The sequence below is a fragment of the Streptosporangium sp. NPDC051022 genome, from assembly GCF_040683035.1.
In the GTDB taxonomy this organism is placed as follows: Bacteria; Actinomycetota; Actinomycetes; order Streptosporangiales; family Streptosporangiaceae; genus Streptosporangium.
Genome location: NZ_JBFBCF010000047.1, coordinates 39955 through 59995 on the forward strand (window position 1 = coordinate 39955; position 20041 = coordinate 59995).

The 20041-nt window shown below is 71.0% G+C and carries 13 protein-coding genes and 1 pseudogene; 5 read left to right on the top strand and 9 right to left on the bottom strand.

Features of this window, described 5'->3' with window-relative positions; genetic code table 11:
- Positions 1-175 precede the first annotated feature (175 nt).
- On the bottom strand, positions 176-922 hold the full coding sequence (locus tag AB0N02_RS43635; RefSeq protein WP_363960251.1) for a TetR/AcrR family transcriptional regulator: 747 nt from the start codon (positions 920-922) through the stop codon (positions 176-178).
- Between the two features lie 188 nt (positions 923-1110).
- Here AB0N02_RS43635 and AB0N02_RS43640 point away from each other — a divergent pair, with 188 nt between their 5' ends.
- Positions 1111-2037 carry a zinc-binding dehydrogenase gene (locus AB0N02_RS43640; RefSeq protein WP_363960254.1) on the top strand — a complete coding sequence of 309 codons (927 nt, stop codon included), beginning with the start codon at positions 1111-1113 and terminating at the stop codon, positions 2035-2037.
- A 115-nt stretch (positions 2038-2152) separates the two neighbouring features.
- Here AB0N02_RS43640 and AB0N02_RS43645 read toward each other — a convergent pair whose 3' ends face one another.
- Positions 2153-4525 (bottom strand): serine/threonine-protein kinase, encoded by a 2373-nt coding sequence (locus tag AB0N02_RS43645; RefSeq protein WP_363960257.1) that lies wholly within the window; start codon positions 4523-4525, stop codon positions 2153-2155.
- Positions 4526-5097: 572 nt separating this feature from the next.
- Positions 5098-6636 carry a BTAD domain-containing putative transcriptional regulator gene (locus AB0N02_RS43650; protein WP_363960260.1) on the bottom strand — a complete coding sequence of 513 codons (1539 nt, stop codon included), beginning with the start codon at positions 6634-6636 and terminating at the stop codon, positions 5098-5100.
- 308 nt (positions 6637-6944) lie between these two features.
- Here AB0N02_RS43650 and AB0N02_RS43655 point away from each other — a divergent pair, with 308 nt between their 5' ends.
- The gene (locus AB0N02_RS43655) at positions 6945-8201 is read left to right on the top strand and encodes an alpha/beta fold hydrolase (protein ID WP_363960263.1); all 1257 of its coding nucleotides are present in this window, start codon (positions 6945-6947) and stop codon (positions 8199-8201) included.
- 75 nt (positions 8202-8276) lie between these two features.
- Here the strand turns inward: AB0N02_RS43655 and AB0N02_RS43660 are convergent, their stop codons facing one another.
- The 5 genes from AB0N02_RS43660 to AB0N02_RS43680 all read right to left on the bottom strand — a co-directional run bounded on the left by AB0N02_RS43660 (position 8277) and on the right by AB0N02_RS43680 (position 14646).
- Positions 8277-9845, bottom strand: coding sequence for an ATP-binding protein (locus AB0N02_RS43660; RefSeq protein WP_363960265.1), 1569 nt, complete (start codon positions 9843-9845; stop codon positions 8277-8279).
- A 79-nt stretch (positions 9846-9924) separates the two neighbouring features.
- On the bottom strand, positions 9925-11598 hold the full coding sequence (locus tag AB0N02_RS43665) for an FAD-dependent oxidoreductase (protein WP_363960268.1): 1674 nt from the start codon (positions 11596-11598) through the stop codon (positions 9925-9927).
- An 83-nt stretch (positions 11599-11681) separates the two neighbouring features.
- Positions 11682-12533 (bottom strand): helix-turn-helix domain-containing protein, encoded by an 852-nt coding sequence (locus tag AB0N02_RS43670; protein WP_363960271.1) that lies wholly within the window; start codon positions 12531-12533, stop codon positions 11682-11684.
- A gap of 272 nt (positions 12534-12805) precedes the next feature.
- Positions 12806-13819 carry a glutamine synthetase gene (glnII, locus tag AB0N02_RS43675; protein WP_363960274.1) on the bottom strand — a complete coding sequence of 338 codons (1014 nt, stop codon included), beginning with the start codon at positions 13817-13819 and terminating at the stop codon, positions 12806-12808.
- A 167-nt stretch (positions 13820-13986) separates the two neighbouring features.
- A complete protein-coding gene (locus AB0N02_RS43680) occupies positions 13987-14646 on the bottom strand; it encodes a MerR family transcriptional regulator (protein WP_363960277.1) in 660 nt (219 codons plus the stop codon).
- A 1032-nt stretch (positions 14647-15678) separates the two neighbouring features.
- Here AB0N02_RS43680 and AB0N02_RS43685 point away from each other — a divergent pair.
- Positions 15679-16545, top strand: a complete 867-nt coding sequence (locus tag AB0N02_RS43685) for a chitosanase (protein WP_363960280.1) — start codon at positions 15679-15681, stop codon at positions 16543-16545.
- Positions 16546-16692: 147 nt separating this feature from the next.
- Here the strand turns inward: AB0N02_RS43685 and AB0N02_RS43690 are convergent, their stop codons facing one another.
- Positions 16693-17382 carry a TetR/AcrR family transcriptional regulator gene (locus tag AB0N02_RS43690; RefSeq protein ID WP_363960283.1) on the bottom strand — a complete coding sequence of 230 codons (690 nt, stop codon included), beginning with the start codon at positions 17380-17382 and terminating at the stop codon, positions 16693-16695.
- 673 nt (positions 17383-18055) lie between these two features.
- Here AB0N02_RS43690 and AB0N02_RS43695 point away from each other — a divergent pair.
- The gene (locus AB0N02_RS43695) at positions 18056-19567 is read left to right on the top strand and encodes a glycoside hydrolase family 3 N-terminal domain-containing protein (protein WP_363960286.1); all 1512 of its coding nucleotides are present in this window, start codon (positions 18056-18058) and stop codon (positions 19565-19567) included.
- A gap of 271 nt (positions 19568-19838) precedes the next feature.
- Positions 19839-20041, top strand: a pseudogene (locus tag AB0N02_RS43700) (hypothetical protein); the annotation flags it as partial.

Here is a 20041-nt window from a genome sequence, read left to right on the forward strand (position 1 = left end):
GCCGAGGAGACTGGGGCGCGCCGGATGAGGAAAGCCGACGTCAGAGGCGTTTTCATGATTTTTCCACTTTAAACGCCTCAACGAAAAAGATCTGCCGAATGTCCGATCCGGTAGGCCCGCGGGGCCGGACAGCGGTCCGCGGGGCGCCACCGGGGCGGGCCCGTGACGGCCGATCTCACCTCTCTGGAGACCTCGCGGAGCCGGGGACCGTCGGGGCCGCCGAGGAACCCTGGGATGCCAGGGGATCAGGGGCCGCTGAGGGCTCCGGGGTCGCCGGGGGATCCGGGATCGTCAAGGGCTCCGGGGACGCCGGGGACGCCGGGGACGCCGGGGACTCCGGAGGGGCCGGGGGCGCCGTGAGCAGGGCGGTCGCCATCCGCTGGACCGACCGGGTGAAGCGCCGGGGGTCGTCCTCGCGCGTCATGCGCCGGACCAGCTCGCCGTCGAACAGGGCGAGCAGCGCGTGGGCCAGGAACTCCGCGTCGAGGTCGGCGCGCTCCTCGGCCACCAGGGAGGCGATGTGGCGGTGCCAGAACAGATAGCTCGGCTCGCCGTACTTGTCGTCGGCGCACGCCTGCTCGTGCGCGGTCAGCAGGGCGGCGTTCCCCTCGGCGATCTCGCCGAGCCCGTCGAGGAAGGCCGTGAGCCGCTCTCTCGCGGGCACCCCGGGGCCCAGCGGCGGGGGACCGCCGGTGACGGCCTCGCGCAGCGCCAGCGACCGCTCCTCCAGGAGCGCGCGCATCAGGCCCGTGCGGCTGCCGAACCTGCGGAAGACGGTCCCCTTGCCGACACCGGCCGCCGCCGCGACGCGGTCCAGGGAAACGTGGTCGCTGCCGTACTCGGCCACCAGCCGTTCCGCCGCACGCAGGAGTGCGCGCCGGTTGCGCGCCGCGTCCGCGCGTTCCTGGCGCTGCTCGCTCATGGGTTCCCCTCGCCGTGACTCGTTGACAAACGGACCTGTGGTCCGAATATGCTACTCCGGAATAAGCGGACCGACGGTCCGCTGGCTCCGCCGGAGCGCGCCCCGCCGGGGTGGCTCCGTTCGCACGGCACCTTCCTCACCCGCCCCGCGCACCCGTGCGGCGGCCCGCATCCACCCGAAGGAAGCCCATGACCATGCGCGCCCTCGTGGCCGATCCTGAGGCACCGGCCGGTCTGAGGTTCGGCGAGACCGGGGAACCCGAGCCGCGGCCCGACCAGCTGCTGATCGAGGTGCGGCACATCTCGCTCAACCGGGGCGAGGTGATGTTCGCCGGCCGCCTCGGTCCGGGAACCGTGCTCGGCTACGACGCCTCGGGTGTCGTGGTGCGGGCCGCCGCGGACGGTACCGGCCCGGCCGAGGGGGCCCGGGTCGTCGCCTTCGGCGCCGGTGCGTGGGCGCGGCGCCTGGCGGTCGGCACCGACTCGGTGGCGGAGGTCCCCGGCGCCGTGGACCTGGCCGACGCCGCGGCACTGCCGATGGCCGGGGTCACCGCGCTGCGGACGCTGAGGAGCCGCCCGATCCTGGGTAGGCGGGTCCTGATCACCGGCGCGGCCGGGGGAGTGGGCCGGTTCGCGGTGCAGCTCGCCGCGCTGGGCGGGGCACACGTCATCGCCTCCGTCGGTTCGGCGGCGCGCGGGGAGGGACTCGCCGCGCTGGGCGCCCACGAGGTGGTGGTCGGGCTCGACGGGATCGACCGGCAGGTCGACCTGGTCCTGGACAACGTCGGCGGGGCCCAGATGGTCGCCGCCTGGCGGCTGCTCGCCCCGGGCGGCGACCTCCAGAGCATCGGCTGGGCCTCCGGAGAGCCCGCCGCGTTCGCGCCGCACTCGTTCTTCTCCCACGGTCCGTCCAGGTCGATCAGCACCTTCGGCGACTCCACCCGTTTCGGCCCCGACCTGGCCACGCTGGCCGGGCTCGTCGCCGAGGGCAGGCTCTCCCCCGAGATCGGCCTGCGCGCCTCCTGGGACCGCTTCGCGGAGGCCGCCGACGCCCTGCTCGGCCGCAGGGTCGCCGGCAAGGCCGTACTGGACGTGGAGGCGCGACCACCGGCCTGACACCGGACGCGTGTCAGGAGCCGTACGCCCGGAGCCGTACGCCCGGAGCCGCGCGTCTCCCGCTCAGACGCCCGGGCCGGTGCCGGCCCTCACCGGCGCGGGCCGCCGGGGAGGGTCATCCGTTTCCCCCGGCGTCATACGTTCCGCCGTCGTTCGTGGCGTCACCGGCCCCGCTGTCGTGCCCGTCGCCCGTCGTCCCGTCGGAGGACGGTTCCGGCTGGCAGGAGGGAAGCTCGATCCTTCTCTCGCTGGAGTCGCCCTCCCCCACGGGGACAGTGGTGATCGTCACGACCCGCCGGACGTACCGGCCGCACTCGGGCAGCGGGGCGAACACGCCGGTGACCGACTGGCGGTACTCGGTGCGTCCCGACAGCTCCAGCACCTTGACGTCACCGGTCGGCTTGCCCGCCTCTCCGGTGACGACCGTCTGGGTGAACCCCACCTTCACCGTCACCGGTGAGGTGCTCGAGGTCCGTACCCGGAAACCGACCGTCGTGCCGGAGAAGGAGGTGATCGTGACCGCCGGGGGCGCGCATTTTTCGCCCTCGACCGTGGCCTCCTCGTACTGTGTCCCGTTGGCCGCGGGAAGGTCGGTGGTGACCGTGAGCCCGAGCACGGCCCGCCCGTCGCAGGGGACGTCCACCGACGGTCCGGGAAGGTCCACGGTGTAGCCGGTCTCGCCGGACAGGGTCCTGTTCAGGGTGCTCACGGTACTCGCGGTGCCCTCGCCGTCCTTACGGGTGAAGACGGCCGTGAGCCGTACCTTGCCGGGACCTCCCGCGCGGACCTTGACGGTCGCCGCGTCGCCGTCCCAGGAGGCGATCTTCACGTTCTGGACCGGCGGGGCCGGGCACGGCGCGCCCGTGACCTCCGCCGTACGGCTCACCGTCCCACCCGCGGCCCGGGGCGAGGTGGAGGCCGTGACCCGCCGGTAGAGGGTCTGGTCACAGGCGGGAACGGTGAAGGCGTGCAGGATGGGCTGGGAGTAGGCGTCGGCCCCGGTGAGCGTGAAGCCGCGCGGGGGCGCCTCGGTCAGCCGGTCGGGGTCGTCGCCCTCGGCGAACCTGACGGTCAGCACGACGTTCGCCGGGGTGGAGGCGCGCAGGCTGACCGTCGCCCCGCCCGCGTCCATCCGGGAGATCGCCAGGTCGCTGACCCCGTGTACGGGGGCCGGGGGCGGCGTGGTCGGAGGCGGTGTGTTCGGGGGCGGCGTGTGAGGACGGACAGGGGTGTGGGTGGGGGACGGCGGCTTCGAGCCGGTTTCCCCGCCGGAGGAGGTGGAGCCGGAGGAGTGGTCGGGACGGCTCGGGCTGGTGTTCCCGGACGGGGCCGAGTCCTGGCCCGTGTCGTGTCCCGACGGCTGGAAGGCGGAGGCCGGTTCCTGTGGAGAGGATCCCTCCGTGCCGGAGGGCGGTCTCTCCTCGGCGGAGGGGGAGCTCGGTGCCGGGGTGAAGATCGTGTCGGCGGAGAGGCGGTCGGGCGAGCGGCTTGAGGCGACCATCCCGACGGTGACCGCGACGGTGATCACGGCCACCCCGGCCAGGATCCGGGGCCCCAGCCGTGGGCGGCGAACCCCGCCCACGCGGCCGACCACGCTCCGCGCGATCGAGCTGCTCACCTTCCGGGTGGGCCTGGCCAGCGGGAAGGTCAGCGCCAGCAGCGTGGCGAGCTCGGCCAGGTGCCGCCGCCCGCGCTGTTCCCACTCGGGCCCGTAGGCGGCGGCCGCCGCCGCCTCCAGTTCCACGACGAACGCCTCGGCCGTCGCGGGCCGGTCCGCCGGGTTCTTCGCCATGCCCCGCGCGACCAGCCCGCGCACCGAACCCGGCACCGCCTCCAGCGGGATCGGCGCGTTGCGGTGCTGGTGCATCAGCGCGGCCTGGTGGTCGCCCCGGTACGGCCTGTGCCCGGTGAGGCACTCGAAGAACACGCACGTGGCCGCGTAGACGTCGCTCGCCGCCGTCGCGGGGTGCCCGGTCCACTGTTCCGGAGCCATGTAGGGAGGGGTGCCCGCCGGTGTGCCCGGCTCCCCGGTGCGGGCCGCGACGCCGAAGTCCGTCAGCTTGCTGCTGCCGTCCGCCTGGATCAGCACGTTCTCCGGCTTGTAGTCACGATGCACGATCCCGGCGGAGTGCGCGAACGCCAGGCCCAGCAGCGAGCCTTTGAGCACCACGAGCGCCGCCTCCGGGCTCGTGGTGCCGTGGTCGGCCAGGATCCTCCTGAGCGCGACGCCGTCGACCAGCTCCATGACGATCGCGGCCTGGAGCACGTCCTCGTAGTACTCGTAGAACTGGACCACGTTCGGATCGTGCAACTCCACCATGACGCGCGCCTCCTCCCGGAAGCGCGCCAGGAACCGGTGATCCTGCCGCAGGGGTTCGTTCAGATACTTGATCGCCACATAGGCGCCGGTGGCGGCGTATGTGGCCAGCACCACCCGGCCGCCGCCTCCCGCGCCGAGCTCTCGAACCTCGTGATATCCCGGAACCATTGGAGTCCCCCTCCGAGCGCCGTCGCCTGTTCGACGGTCTCACCCCCGCCGCCGGTTGTCACGGTTCGCGAATTTCGCATAAAAGGTCGGTCTAAATAATCGGCGAAGACGTCACAAAGAGGTGGCCTTTTCGGCAACTGTACGGCAAGTGTTGGCGGCGTGGATTCGAGCCGGAAACCGTGACGCGGACCCGGCCCGGGGCCGTCGGCGCGGGCGGCGGTTCGGGCGCCCGCCGACCCTCACCCCCGCGCCCGTCGGGTGGTCCGCGGGCACCGGCTGGACGGAACGGATCGGCGGGCACGCCCCCGTGGACCGGTCCGCGGACCGGGATGGAGAAAGCGGAGAGGGAGGACGGGCTCCTCGGGGCGGCGGGGCGGCCGGGGACGGCGGCGCGGCCGTCCCGTGGACCAAGCCTGTCGACGTGCCCTGTAGGTTCGCTGTACGGCGGGCGCCGGCGCCCGGCCGGTCGCGATGCGGCCGACAGGAATCGTGAAGGTCCAGGTCAGCGGGGTGCCGGCAGCCTCTTTCGCGGCCGGTCCGCACCGTTTCTCAGGGGACGGCCCGCACGTCTCTCAGGGGACGACCTGTACGTCGAAGAAGATCCCGCTCAGATGGGGCATGTACTGGTTGCCGTCCGAGTCGACCATCTTCCAGTAGACCTTGCACCTGGCCGGTTCCTTCGGCGCCTGCACCCGCACGTTCACCAGCGCCGACTGTCCCGGATCCGTGTCGGGTATCCGCAGGCTCCGGTCCGTCTGGCACAGGTCCTCACCGTCCCAGGGCCACTGACGGTACAGATAGCGGTTCCGCCACGGGACCGTGCCGATGTTGTCGATCTTCCACGTCTTGACGAACGTCTCCCCGGCCCGGACCGCGCTGCCGTCGGGGTAGGTGACGTCGGCGGCCAGCCGTGACTTGTCGCCGGGGATGGGTCGGGTCAGGTGGGGCTCGGGGGGACGTCCGGCCGGGCTCCACCACAGGTAGGCCGCGAGCGCGGCCAGGCAGGCGACGACGATCACGGCGGCCGCCACGGCCGTACGGCGGGTGCGGAATCCCAGCGGAGCGCGGCTCCGCTCCTCGCGGGGGCCCGGCCGTTCCCCTCCGGCCCCTTGATCACCGTTCGCCGGACGGGCCCCGCCACCGCCGTTCCCGGGACCGCCGTTCGCGGCCCCGTCGTCCGGCGGCTCGGCGCGGCCGCCGTCGTCCGCCGTCCCGGCCTCGCCGACGGCGGCCGCCGGGTCCTCTTCCCCGCCCTCTCCGGCTTCTCGTCCGGCTCCGCCCTCGTGGAAGGCGATCTCGCGCTCCTCCTGTCGCGGTTCCGGCGATCCGCCCCCCTGGACGAGGGCGACCGGACGCCACGGGATCGGCTCCGCGGTCAGGATCTCGGCGTGCAGGGCGCGCAACTCGGGCCGGGGGTCGGTGCCCAGTTCGTCGCGGAGGGTTCTGCGGAGCCGTTCGTAGAGCGTGAGCGCCTCGGCCGACCTGCCGGTCGCGTGCAGGGCGCGCATCAGCCGGTGGTGCAGCGGCTCGCGCAGCGGGTTGCGACCGGCCAGCGTCGCCAGGTCGGCGATCAGGGTGGCCGGAACCCCGGCCCCGGCCAGGCTCGCCTCGGCGTACGCCTCCATGGCCGAAAGGCGCAGCTCGTGGGCGTGCGCCACCTGATCGAGGACGCAGTGCGTCTGCGGTACGTCGCAGAACGGCTCCCCTCGCCACAGCGCCAGCCCCTCCCGCAGCACCGCCGCCGCCGACTCCGGGGTGTCGGCCCGGTCGGCCAGGGACAGTGCCCCCTGCAGGCGCGACAGGTCGGTGCCCGTGTCGCCGAGATCGAGCTTGTAGCCGCCCGATCTGCTGCACAGCACCGTTTCCGCCTCCGCCGGAGCGGCGATGGACCGCAGCAGCGTGCGCAGCCGGGAGGCGCGCACCTGAACGGCGTTCGCGGGGTCGGCGGGAAGGCGGTCGGGCCAGAGTGCCTCGGCGAGGTGCTCGGTCGAGACCAGTTCGCCGGGGTGGGCGAGCAGTTCGCCGAGGAAGGCGCGGTCTTTGGCGGCGCTGGGGGCGGTGGACCTGCCCTGGTGTGCGATCGTCAGGGAACCCAGCACGAGAAAGTCCACGGGGTGGAGTATGACATAACCGGACCGCTTAACTGGAGGCAGAAAGTGGTGTTCGGGCATCGATACAGCCGCTTTCAGGGACACATATCACTAAAAGGGATGGACACCACTAAAACTGCATATATCTCCAGTGGGTGCCGATGGAAAAGGCGACCCTGCCCAGGGCGGGCAGGCACCCACGGGACGGGCGTCCAAGCCACGCCGGTCGCGGCCACGGTGTCCGCCGTGCCGGTCGTGGTCACCGCCGTGCTCTCCGTGCGGTCATGCCGCCGGGGCGGGGGAACGGGGGAACGGGTACCGTTTCGCGGGTGACCGTCCTTCTGCCCGGCGTGGCGCTCACCGACCACGTCTTCACCGTTCCGCTCGACCACGCCGACCCCGGCGGCGAGAAGATCGAGGTCTTCGCCCGGGAAGCCGTCGATCCGGGCAAACGGGACCACAACCTGCCGTGGCTGGTCTTCTTCCAGGGCGGTCCCGGCGGCAAGTCGCCCAGGCCCGCCGCGGCCGACGGCTGGCTGGGACACGCGCTGAAGACCCACCGGGTGCTCCTGCTCGACCAGCGGGGAACGGGCCGCAGCACCCCGGTCACCGCCAAGACGGTGACCGGTACGGACGCCGAGCTCGCCGCCCGTCTCACGCACTTCCGCGCCGACGCCATCGTGGCGGACGCCGAGCTGATCCGGCGTGAGCTGGCCGGTGACCGGCCGTGGGAGACCCTCGGCCAGAGCTACGGCGGGTTCGTCACGCTGACCTACCTCTCCCGGGCGCCGGAGGGCCTGACCGCCTGCTACGTGACCGGCGGGCTGCCGGGGCTCGACGCGTCCGCGGACGACGTCTACTCCCGCACCTACCCCCGCGTCCGCGGCAAGGTGGACCGTTTCTTCGCCCGCTACCCCGAGGACTCCGCCCGGCTGGACGCGATCGCCGCCCATCTGGCCGAGGAGGACGTCAGGCTTCCCGACGGCGACAGGCTGACCGTGCGGCGCCTGCAGACCATGGGCATGTGCCTGGGGATGAGCGACGGCGCCGACTACCTGCACTGGGTTCTCGACGAGGCGTGGACCGGCGGCGCGCTCTCCGACCTGTTCCTCTACGAGGCCATGATGGCCACCGGCTTCGTCGGCAACCCGCTCTACGCGGTCCTGCACGAGCCGATCTACGCCCAGGGGGCCGCGACCGCCTGGGCCGCGCACCGGCTGCTGCCCCCCGAGTTCGCCGAGGACGCCCGGCCGCTGCTGCCCACCGGAGAGATGATCTATCCCTGGATGTTCGACGAGATCGCGGCGCTGCGTCCCTTCAGGGGCGCCGCGGAGATCCTCGCCGCCGAGTCCGGGTGGCCCGACCTCTACGACCCGGTACGGCTGGCCGCCAACCGGGTCCCGGTGGCCGCGGCCGTCTACTACGACGACATGTACGTCGACGAGGGCCTGTCCACGCGGACCGCCCGAGCGGTCGGCAACGTGCGGACGTGGGTGACCAACGAGTGGGAGCACGACGGCGTCCGCGTCTCGGGTGACCGCGTGCTGGCCCGCCTGATGGACATGGTCGGCGGCGTCCACGGCTGAGGCTCCGGCCCCGCCCTCCTTCCCGGTCCGTCCCCTCGCCGCCGGGCGGGGCGAGGAGGGGAGCCGGGCCGGGGCTCAGGCGGGCGGTTCGGTCAGCGGGAGCCGTACCTGGAAGCGGGTGTCCCCGGGGACGGACTCCACGCGCAGGTCGCCGCCGTGGCGGCCGGCCACGATGCGGAAGGAGATGTCCAGGCCCAGCCCGGTGCCCTCGCCGACCGCCTTCGTGGTGAAGAACGGCTCGAAGATCCGCTCACGCAGGTGCTCGGGGACACCGGGGCCGGTGTCGCAGATCTCGATCAGCGCGGTGGTGTCGTGTTCGAGGCGGGTGCGGACGGTGAGCGTGCCGGTTCCGGCCATCGCGTCCAGCGCGTTGTGGATCAGGTTGGTCCACACCTGGTTGAGCTCCCCGGCGTAGGCGGGCAGCGGCGGCAGCGCGGGGTCGTAGTCGGTGGCCAGGGTGATCCCCGGCGGGATCTTGCCCCGGAACATGGTCAGCGTGCTGTCCAGCAGCTCCCGGACGTCGACCGTCTGGTACGGCGCGCGGTCCATCTGGGAGTACTGCTTGGCCGAGGCGAGCAGGGCCGAGATCCGCTCGGTCGCGTCGGTCACCTCGTCGAGCATCTGGGAGATCTCGACGGCCTCGGCCATCCAGCGCACCGCCCCCGCCAGGTGTTCCCGCCCCACCTCGCCCCGGACGTTCTCCAGGTTCTCCGGCCCGAATCCGGCGCTCACCAGCGGTGCGGCGAGCTCCCAGGCGTTCTCGACCCCGGCCTCCTCGAGCGCGTCGCTCAGCTCGTCCTCGGCGTCGGAGGTCTCCAGCGGGGAGCGCGAGGGCGCGGTCCCGACGCTGTCGGCGCAGTGCTCCTGCACGTCGATCAGCGCGCGCAGCCGCTCGGGCGGAATGCCGCTCTCGGCCATGTCGGCCAGCTGCCGCCGCGCCGACCGGATCTTGTCCCGCAGCTCGCCCACGGCGCGTACGGCCGCCGCCGCCGGGTTGTTGAGCTCGTGGGTGAGCCCGGCGGTGATCGTGCCGAGCGCGGTCAGCCGCTGCCGCCGGTCGATGAACTCCCGCTGGGCCAGGCCGCCCAGGCGTACCCCGTCGAGCAGGTGCACCGCCATCGGGAACCACTCGGTGAGGATCTTGCCGTACTTCCTGGCGGGGAGCACGAAGAGCCGGGAGGGCTTGGTCGCGCGCAGCGAGTGGGCGTAGGTCTCGGGGGCGCGGTCGCCGAGGTAGGCCAGGGTCGCCCCGGCGTAGACGCCGACCTGGGAGGTGGGCGTCATGTTCACCACTCCCGCCGGGGTCTCGGTGGACATGACGACCTCGCCGTCGATGAGCACGACGAAGCAGTCGGCCGGATCGCCCTGCCGGATGACCGTCTCGCCCGCGCCGAACTCCCGCTCCTCGCCGTAGGCGGCCAGCCAGCGGAGTTTCTCCTCGTCGAGTTTCTCGAAGAGGAACAGTCCGCGAAGCACGTCGGTGCTGGTCATGAGGCCTCCTCCGTCGCCCACGGCCCAGGTGCGGCGTCGTGCGGGACCCCCGTCCCATCCGCCCGCCTCCTGCCCGGGCACCGTGTCCTCGTTGTCCTCGTTGTCCTCGTTGTCCTCGTTGTCCTCGTCCAGGTCCTCGCCTCGCTCGGTCACCACGTTCCTCCAGTGTGGACGAACCGCGAACCACCCGGTTTCGGCCGGGAATCCCGGTTCTTTCGGGGGTGGGAGGGGGTCAGGTCTTCTCCAGGTAGCGGTGGACGAGGGCCACGGCCATGGCCCCCTCGCCGACCGCCGAGGCGACCCGCTTGATCGAATCGGCTCTGACGTCCCCGGCGGCGAACACGCCGGGCACGTTGGTCTCCAGGTGGTACGGCTCGCGCCGCAGCGGCCAGTTGCGGGGGCGGTTCTCCGAGGCGGTCAGATCGGGCCCGGTGAGGACGAAACCCTTGGAGTCGCGCTCGATCGTGTCGCCGAGCCAGTCGGTGAACGGCTCGGCGCCGATGAAGACGAACAACCGCTCGGTCTCGACCGTGCGCTCGCCGTCCGGCCCCTTGAGGGTGATCCGTTCCAGGTGGTCGCCGCCCTCCGCGCCGACCACCTCGGTCCCGGTGTGCACCTCGATGTTCGGGATCTGGGCGATCTGCTCGATCAGGTAGTGCGACATGGACTTCTCCAGCCCGTCGCCCCTGACGATCAGGTGGACCCTGTCGGCGTATCCGGAGAGGTAGACCGCGCCCTGCCCGGCCGAGTTGGCGGCTCCGACGACGTAGACCTCGCAGCCGCGGCACTCGGGCGCCTCGGTCACGGCCGCGCCGTAGTAGGTGCCCCGGCCGACGAAGTCGTCCAGGCCCGGGGCGGCCAGCCTCCGGTAGGAGACGCCGGTGGCGATGATCACGGTGTGCGCGGCGATGCTGCCGCCGTCGGCGAAGCCGACCACCCGGGCCCGGCCCTTGACCTCCAGGCTGGTGACCGTACGGGCGGTCAGCAGCTCGGCACCGAACTTCAGGGCCTGGCGGCGGGCGCGGTCGGCGAGCTGGGCGCCGGAGACGCCGTCGGGGAAGCCCAGGTAGTTCTCGATGCGGGAGCTCTGCCCGGCCTGCCCGCCGGAGGCGTGCTGCTCGACCATCACCGTGCGCAGCCCCTCGGAGGCGCCGTAGACCGCCGCCCCGAGCCCGCCGGGGCCGCCGCCGATGACGATCAGGTCGTAGAAGTCGGTGGCCGGAGCGGTGGACAGGCCGACGGCCGCGGCCAGCGTCGAGGCGTCGGGCGCGATGAGCTTCGTGCCCTCGCCGGTGACGACCAGCGGCAGCCTGGCCGGGCTGATCTCGCCTTCCTCGCTCTCCTCGCCCGCGGCGGCGAGCAACTGCGCGCCCTCGGGGGAGTCGGCCAGGATCCAGCGGTAGGGCACCTGGTTGCGCGACAGGAAGTCTCGGACCTCGTAGGACCTCGCGGACCAGCGCGCCCCGACGACCCGCAGCTCGTCGGACTCGCGCCGGTCGGCCCGCTGCCAGGCGTCGAGCAGGGAGTCCAGGATCGGGTAGAACTTCTCCTCCGGCGGATCCCACGGCTTGAGCATGTAGTGGTCGAGGTCCACGACGTTGATCGCCTGGATGGCCGCCTCGGTGTCGGCATAGGCGGTCAGCAGCACGCGGCGGGCGTAGGGATACAGGTCCATCGCCTGCTCCAGGAACTCCACGCCGTTCATCTGGGGCATCCGGTAGTCGGCGAGGATCGCCGCGACGTCGTCGCCGCGCAGCCGCATCTCGCGCACGCTGTCCATGCCCTGGGGCGCGCTGTCGGCCCTGACGACACGGTAGGACTGGCCGTAACGACGCCTCAGGTCACGTGCCACGGCGCGCGAGACACCCGGATCGTCATCGACCGTTACGATGACCGGTTTGTCCATGACCTGCCTTCTCCCGAATCGAACTTCGACAACCTCCTACGAAGGATGTCATATCCCCTGTTGAGAACCGCCTTGGCGGATGATCACGGATCGGGCATCCCCACGGCGCGGAGCAGGGCCGCGGGGTGGCCGTGGGCGGCGCGCAGTCGCATGAGGTCGGGGTCGCCGTTCCAGAGCTCGCGCAGTACCTCGTGCCCGAACCGATCGGCGATGATCTGCAGGGCGATGTCGTGCTTGATGTACTCCACGGACATCAGGACCACGGCCGGGTCCTCGGTGTAGACGCCCCAGGCCGAGCCGTTCACGAAGCCGCCGATCAGGACCTGGTCGCTGTCGCCGACGACCACCAGGAGGCTGCAGCCCAGGTTCTCCATGACCAGGTCGGGCACGGGGAAGCGGTGTTCGTACAGGTGCCCGACCGTGACCTCGGCCGGGCCGAAGTGCACCACGGAGACCTCGACCCCGCGCTCGACCGCCCGTCCGACCAGGGGGAACAGCGGCTTCATCTCCTCCGGCCAGATCGACAGGAAGAGATCGGTGCGCGCGGCGGCTATCACGTCCTCGGCCCGTGCCAGCACCGCCTCCGTGCCCTTGAGATTGTGGATCATGTGCGCCCCGGGCGGCGCCACGATCGTGGGCAGGGAGGCCTGCAGCGACTCGATCGAGTCGTCGAACTCCCTGCGCATCCGTTCCAGCAGCGACTTGGGGGGCAGCGGCAGGTAGCCGACGGCCTCCTCCGGGCCACGCAGTTCGTAGGCCGCCCCCTTGGCGACCAGCTTGCCCAGCGTCTCGTAGACGGTGCTCCGTGGCACCCCCGAACGCTTGGCCACCTCATAACCGTTGAGCGGCTGCCCGGCGACCACCAACGTGACATACGCCTTGGCCTCGTAACCCGACATGCCCAGGCGCTGCAACTGTTCCACGACGTCCCGCATCGCAGTCATGCTACGGCGCGCGGTGCGGTTTAGCGTTGTCCTAAAGCACCTTATTTGGCGACATGTTAATCATTTTGGAGCATGTCTCCTAGAACGGGCGTCGCTACCCTACCTGTCCGTGTCCCGTCCCACCAGGGGGATCCGCAGGCCGGCGCCGTGGACTCCCTGCGCGCGGGCACCGCGCGAGCACCGCGGACACCGTGAACGCCGCGGGAACGTGCCGGGGCCACGGCCACCCCGGCAGGGTGGCCGTGGCCCCGGCACGCGTCGGATCAGACCTGACCGGCCTTCTCCAGAGCGGTGCAGCAGGTGTCGACGATGAGACGGGTCACCAGGTACGGGTCGGCGTTGGCGTTGGGGCGGCGGTCCTCGATGTAGCCTTTCTTCTCCACCTCGACCTGCCAGGGGATGCGGACCGAGGCGCCGCGGTCGGAGACGCCGTAGCTGAACTCGTTCCACGGGGCGGTCTCGTGGTGACCGGTGAGGCGCTCCTCGATGCCGGCGCCGTAGTGCTTGACGTGCTCCATGGCGTTGACGGCGAGGGCCTCGCAGGCGGTGATGATCGGGTCGTAGCCCTCACGCATCGCCTTGGTGGAGAAGTTGGTGTGCGCGCCGGCGCCGTTCCAGTCGCCCTTCACCGGCTTGGCGTCGAGCGTGGCGGCGATGTCGAAGTCCTCGGCGATGCGGTAGAGCAGCCAGCGGGCGATCCACAGGTGGTCGGCCACCTCGACCGGGCCCGCCGGGCCGACCTGGAACTCCCACTGCCCGGGCATGACCTCGGCGTTGATGCCGGAGATCTCCAGACCGGCCTCCAGGCACAGGTCCAGGTGCTTCTCGACGACGTCGCGGCCGAAGACCTCGTCGGCGCCGACGCCGCAGTAGTAACCACCCTGCGGGGCGGGGAAGCCGCCGATCGGGAAGCCGAGCGGGCGGCCCTCCTTGAAGAAGGTGTACTCCTGCTCGATGCCGAACCAGGATTCCTGGTCGGCGAACTTCCCGGCCACCTCGACGAGGGCGGCGCGGGTGTTGCTGGCGTGCGGGGTCATGTCGGGGTTGAGAACCTCGCAGAGCACCAGCACGTTGCCGCCGCCGCGGATCGGGTCCGGGCAGGTGAAGACCGGCTTGAGCACGCGGTCGGAGGAGCCGCCGTCGGCCTGGTTGGTGCTGGATCCGTCGAAGCCCCACAGCGGAAGCTCGGCGCCGTCGGCCAGAATCCTGGTCTTCGAGCGGAGCTTGGCAGTCGGCTCGGTGCCGTCGATCCAGATGTATTCAGCCTTGAAGGTCATCGGCGGAGTCCTTGGGGTGGGAGTGATCTGCTGCTCCCAAAGACTCGCAAGTCGCGATTTCGCATCTGTTGCCCATATGTGAACAGGATGTTACTCAGGTCCGTTTCACCAGGCAGTCTTGTTAAGAAAACTTTGCGGGCTCCCCGCGGGGGTCGTGAGCCGCCCGCTCACGGCGTCTCCCGGTCCTCCTCCGCCGGGTCCACCCCGAAGATGTGGGCCGAGGCCGATTCGTGGGCGAGGCGGCGCAGTACGTCGAGGATCCGGCCGTGCACGACGGTGCCGACGACCAGGGCCTCGACCGCCGTCTCGCGGGGGCCGTCCAGGGGGATGATGCCCACCTCGTGCTCGACCAGCGAGATCGCGGCCTCGGCGTAGGGATGCAGGGCCTCGCCGGTCGCGGGCATGCCGAACTGGGTGAGGATGTGGATGGCCTGGGCCAGCTCGTCGCGCGTGGGCGCCCTGGGCTCGATCCGCCAGCCGAGGTCGGCGATCAGGCGGTCGGCCTCGGCGCGGGCGCGCCGCCACTCCGCCTCGTCGGCGGGCGGGGTGACGGTGGGGGCTAGGGCGTAGTGGGCGGTGCCCAGCACGCGGTGCATGCTCAGCTCCTCGTCGTCCACGGCGGCGAGCACCCTGCTGATGGAGGCGATCGGCAGCCGCCCGATCTCCAGCAGCGCGCGGATCAGCCGCAGCCTGCGCACGTGGGCCTCGCCGTACTCCGCCCTGGTGGCCGAGGTCTGCTCGCCCGAGGGGAGCAGACCTTCGCGCAGGTAGTACTTGATCGTGGGGATGGGGACGCCCGACGCGGCGCTGAGCTGGGATATCCGCATAATTAGATAGTACAACTAGCCAATCGATGGGCGGTCTGAGCCGGGCTCTGGGGCTCGGCGGGGCCGGTCCGGTGTCCTCGCGGGACGCCGGATCCGCCGGCGGGGGCGCCGGTCGTGCCGACCCCCTCGTCCGGTCCGTGAGGCGCCGGGGCCGGATCGGCGGCCACCTCGCATATCGGTCCGTTGAAAACGCTTGTTCTGACGTCTTTCACTGCGGTGGACGACGGAGCGGTGGGGTCGATCTCCGGGGCGTCCGCCGCTTCCGGGTAATCGGTCGGATTCGCGGAATGAAATCGAGCATATCCCATGATCGTGTCATATCTTCCCCGGCTGACTTTGGTCAGGGGTGGTACCGGTGCTGCCCCGTGTCAATCCCGGAAGTTTTGGTGCCGAAAGAATGTCCGTCGCTTTCGCCATTCTGGTGTTTCCTGTCAATCGTCCCAGTTTGTGGGGGGTGCGGTGGCAACGGAGGTTCCCGCCTTCGGGACTGTTGTGCGGCCGGTGCCCCTCGGGGCCGGATTGTCATGCGCGCGGGGCCGATGGTGCATTTCGGTCCGTGTGGCCACCGCGCCGACGCATTCTCAAGGCCGGTTCCGGGTGCCGGGGCGGCGTGGCCTCCCGTGCGCGACGGCGGGGCCGGGTGGAGACGGAGTCATTCGGCTTTCGCGTCACACGTGGTGTGCCCGGATTTTCGGATGTGAACTGCGAAAAGGTGATGCCGGGCCGAAATCGGGGGTGCCGTTGATCCTGTCTCCCGGTGCGGGAGCCCGCCGACCGGCCCGCGGGGCGGTACGGCGGCGCCCCGGGCAGCGCGCGCGTTCTCCCGTCCGGACGGCCTCCGTGATGAGGGAGGGGCCGGGCGACCTCGGAGGGTTCCCTTAACGTTCCCTTAGGGAGATCGTTTTTCGGGGTTAACCGGGGGCGGATTGACTTCCTGGGTGCCTCGGGCGATAAGTTCGTTAGGAAAGTTTCCTAACGAGCGGGCGGAAACCTCCGCCCGTGGCAGAGCTCCATAACCCCACTGGAGAACCTGTGCCCACCTCGTCAGATCGGCGTTCCAGCCGTGTCGTCGGCTTTCTCCTCACCCCCGTCCTGGTCGCGGCCCCGGCTCTGATCGCCTTCGGAAACCCCGTCCGGGCGGACGAGCCGACGCCTGTCCCCGAGACGTCGGCGACGACGGTCGCCGCCAGGGTCAACCTCGACGACCCGGCCAAGAAGGAGATCGCCATGAAGCTGGTCTCCAGCGCGGAGAACTCCTCCCTCGACTGGAGGGCGCAGTACAAGTACATCGAGGACATCGACGACGAGCGTGGCTACACGGCAGGGATCGTCGGCTTCTGCTCCGGCACCGGGGACATGCTGGACCTCGTCGAGCTCTACACCCAGCGCAAGCCCGGAAACGTGCTCGCCAAGTACCTGCCCGCGCTGCGCAAGGTCAACGGCAGCGACTCGCACGCGGGCCTGGACCCCAACTTCACCAAGGACTGGGCCACCGCGGCCAAGGACAAGGCCTTCCAGCAGGCGCAGGACGACGAGCGGGACCGGGTGTACTTCAACCCGGCCGTGAGCCAGGGCAAGAAGGATGGCCTGCGCGCCCTCGGGCAGTTCATCTACTACGACGCCATCGTCATGCACGGCAACGGGGGCGACTCGCTCAGCTTCGGGGCGATCCGTAAGAACGCCCTCAAGAAGGCCAAGCCCCCGGCGCAGGGCGGCGACGAGGTCACGTACCTCAACGCCTTCCTCGACGCGCGCAAGGTGGCGATGAAGGCCGAGAGCGCCCACGAGAACACCAGCCGGGTCGACACCGAGCAGCGGGTGTTCCTCAAGAAGGGCAACCTGGACCTGAACCCGCCGCTGTCCTGGAAGGTCTACGGCGACCCCTACACGATCGACTGACGTCCGCCGGTCGCCGATGGCCTGACGGCGACCGTCTCGCGCCGGGGACCCTCGTGTTCCCGGCGCTTCACGTTGTTCGGTGTCTCCCGCTCTCCGGGCCTCACGACGGCTCGGGCCGGCGGGGCCCGGGGGCCCCGCGAAGGGGCGTCACGTCCTCTGACTGCTCCGCTCGCCGGTCGCCAGGCCGTCGAACAGGGTCGTGACGTAGTGCTCGGCGAGGTTGGCGGTGTTCAGCCGGCCGTCGGCCTTGAACCAGCGGACCGTGACCCAGATGCTGTCACGGATCATGCGGTAGGTGAGCTTGGCGTCCACGTCGGCCCGGAGCTGGCCGACGGCCTGACCCCGCTTGATCTGCTCGATCCACATGCCCTCGACCTCGTCCTCGACCTTGACGAGGTAGTCGAAGCGGTCGCCGGGCAGGGAGCGCAGGTAGTTCCAGTCGTTCTGCATGACGGTGATCGCCGCGCGGTGCGGCTCCAGGGTGCCGAACCCGATGCGCACCATCTCCGCGAGGATCGCGCGAGGCTCGCCTCCTCGCTCCAGCACCGCGCGGTAGCGGCCGACGAGGTCGTCGAGGAAGGTGGTCAGCACCTCGTCGACGATGGTCTCCTTGGAGTCGAAGTGGTGGTAGAGACTCCCGGACAGGATGCCCGCCTCCTCCGCGATCTCGCGGACGGTGGTCGCCTGGAAGCCCTTGCGGGCGAAGAGCTCGGCGGCGAGCTTGACGAGGTGGTCGCGGCGCTCCGAGGCCGAGCCGGACGAAGCCGCGCGCTTCATCGTGCTCTGACGCTTGAGGGGGCCGGTGGCCGTGCCGCCGGAGTGCTTTCGCGTGTTCACGCCTTTCATTATGAGTCCTTACGTAATCGCTTGTTCACCGGAACACGCGCGCCCATCTTCGCCTTTGCCCAAATGGCCGGGCGGTTGTTCCGGCCGTCGCCGGGCCGGGTGGCCGGGCGGGGATCCCGGCCGACAAGCCCGTTCCCTTCGGGGCGGCGGCGCGCCGGAGGGCCGGTCGGTACGCGGATGGGGACCGGACAAGCCGCCCGGAGTTCACGAGACACCCACAAGATTCCGGTTTCCCCAAAACGGCGTGAAAGTAGGTGTCTTACCGACAAAACTCATAAACATCACCACCCTGGACATGCCTTAAGGTTTGCTTAAGGTGCGTGCTCTTCACGCCGTCGCCTCGTGACGGATACGGCCTCCAGGCCGGGGGTCCGGTGCTCGGTTCCGTCAACGGGTCGGTCGCGTGATGACGCACGCGGTGCGTCCCGTGGCCTTCGGTGACGGTCTCCCCTGTGTCACGGGAGCGCTCCCAGGCACCATGAGCCACCGCAGAGTGCAGACTCTGTGTGAAAGGCCCATGGTCAGACCCCTAGCGATAAAGAAAGTTTCCTATTAGATTTGCGCCCAAGCCTATGGGAGCGCTTCCTCCCGAGGCGCCTTAACAACATGTTGTCCGCGTGTCCTCGGCATGAGATGCCGGCCGGCCGTGAGGCGAGGAGGGTGCATGAAGCGCGGCCAAGAGCTGCTTCGTCTGGCGGACACGGTTGTTCTCCCGGGATTCGAGGGAAAGTCGCCCCCTGACTGGATACGGCGACGCCTCGGTGAGGGCCTGACCGGCGTCGTGCTCTTCTCCAGGAACATCGCGACCCCCTCGCAGGTCGCCGACCTCACGGCGGCCCTCCGCGCGGAGAACCCGCAGGTCCTTGTCGGCATCGACGAGGAGTCAGGGGAGGTCACGCGGCTGGAGGCCGCCGCCGGGAGCACCCGGCCTGGTAACTTCGCCCTCGGCGTGGTCGACGACATCGCGCTCACCGAGGAGATCGCCGCCGACCTCGGCCGAGACCTCGCCCTGGCGGGAGTCAACCTCGACTTCGCGCCCTCGGCCGACGTCAACTCCAACCCGGACAACCCGGTCATCGGCCTGAGGTCCTTCGGCGCCGACACCGACCTGGTGGCCCGGCACACCGCGGCCTGGATCCGCGGCCTGCAGTCCGCGGGCGTCGCCGCCTGCGCCAAGCACTTCCCCGGTCACGGCGACACCGCCGTCGACTCCCACCACAGCGTCCCGCTGGTCCCGGCGTCGATCGAGGAACTGCACGAAGTGGCGCTGCGTCCCTTTCGCGCGGCCATCGCCGAAGGCGTGCACACGGTCATGACGGGCCACCTGCTGGTCTCCGCGCTGGACCCCGGAGTGCCCGCCACGCTCAGCGGCCGGGTGCTGCACGACCTGCTCCGCGTCGAACTGGGCTTCGAGGGCGTCATCATCACCGACGGCATCGAGATGACCGCGGTCTCCGGCCCCTACGGCATCGGCGGCGCCTCGGCGATGGCCATCGCCGGAGGCGCGGACGCGATCTGCATCGGCGGTCAGAACTCCGACGAGCAGACCGCCATCGGCGTCCGCGACGCCATCGTGGACGCGGTGGTCGAGGGCAGGCTCTCCGAGGAGCGGCTGGCCGACGCGGCCGAGCGGGTCCGCGGGCTGGCCCTCTGGGCGGAGACGAACAGGCACCGGCTCCGTTCCGCCCCTCCGCGCTCGGGGGAGGTGTCGATCGGGCTCGAGGCCGCCCGCCGGGCGTTGAGGATCACCCGCCGCTCGGCGACCGCGGTCCTCCCGCTGCCCGCTCCGCCGCACGTGGTCGAGCTGGCTCCCGAGATGAACCTGGCCATCGAGAAGGACACGCCCTGGGGGGTCGGCGAGCCGCTCGGCAAGCTCCTGCCCGGCACCACCGTGACACGGCTGGGCGCCTCGACCGCCACCGGCGGTGCGGTGGAGGCCGTCCTGGCCGCCGCGGTGGACCGTCCGCTGGTCGCCGTCGTCCGCGACGCCCACCGGCATTCCTGGCAGATGGACGCCCTGCAGCACCTGCTGGCGGCCCGTCCGGACACCGTCGTGGTCGAGATGGGCCTGCCGGGCCGTTCCGACCTCGGGGCCATCCACATCGCCACCCACGGATCCGCCAAGGTGTGCGGCCAGGCCGCCGCCGAGATCCTGGTCGGAGACGTCCAGCTCTGATCTCCGGTACGGGGCCACGCTCCACCCGCCTTCCGGCGCGGGAGGGGCGTGGCCCCGTTTCGTGATCCGCTCCGGCGCCGAGCCGGGCCGTGGGGGACGTTGCGGGGGAGGCCGCGGAGAACGCCGTGGGGGACGCCGTGGGGGACGTGACCACGGGCGGCACCGGTGACTTTCCGCGCCGCGTGTCGCGGACATGGCGCAGACTTGTAGACGAACTGCGCGCATCCGCTTCTGCTGCACTCCCCGTCCACACGGCAGAAAGAGACACCAGGTGGAGTTTCGCATTCTCGGCCCGGTCGAGGTCCACGCCGGCTCCGGGCGGCTGGACCTGGGTCCCCGGATGCACCGGCTGCTGCTGGCCGTCCTGCTGGCCGAGGGCCGCCTGATCACCACCGACCGGCTCATCGACCGCCTGTGGGACGACGACCCGCCGCTGTCGGCGCGCGACCTGCTGCACGGCTACGCCAGCAAGCT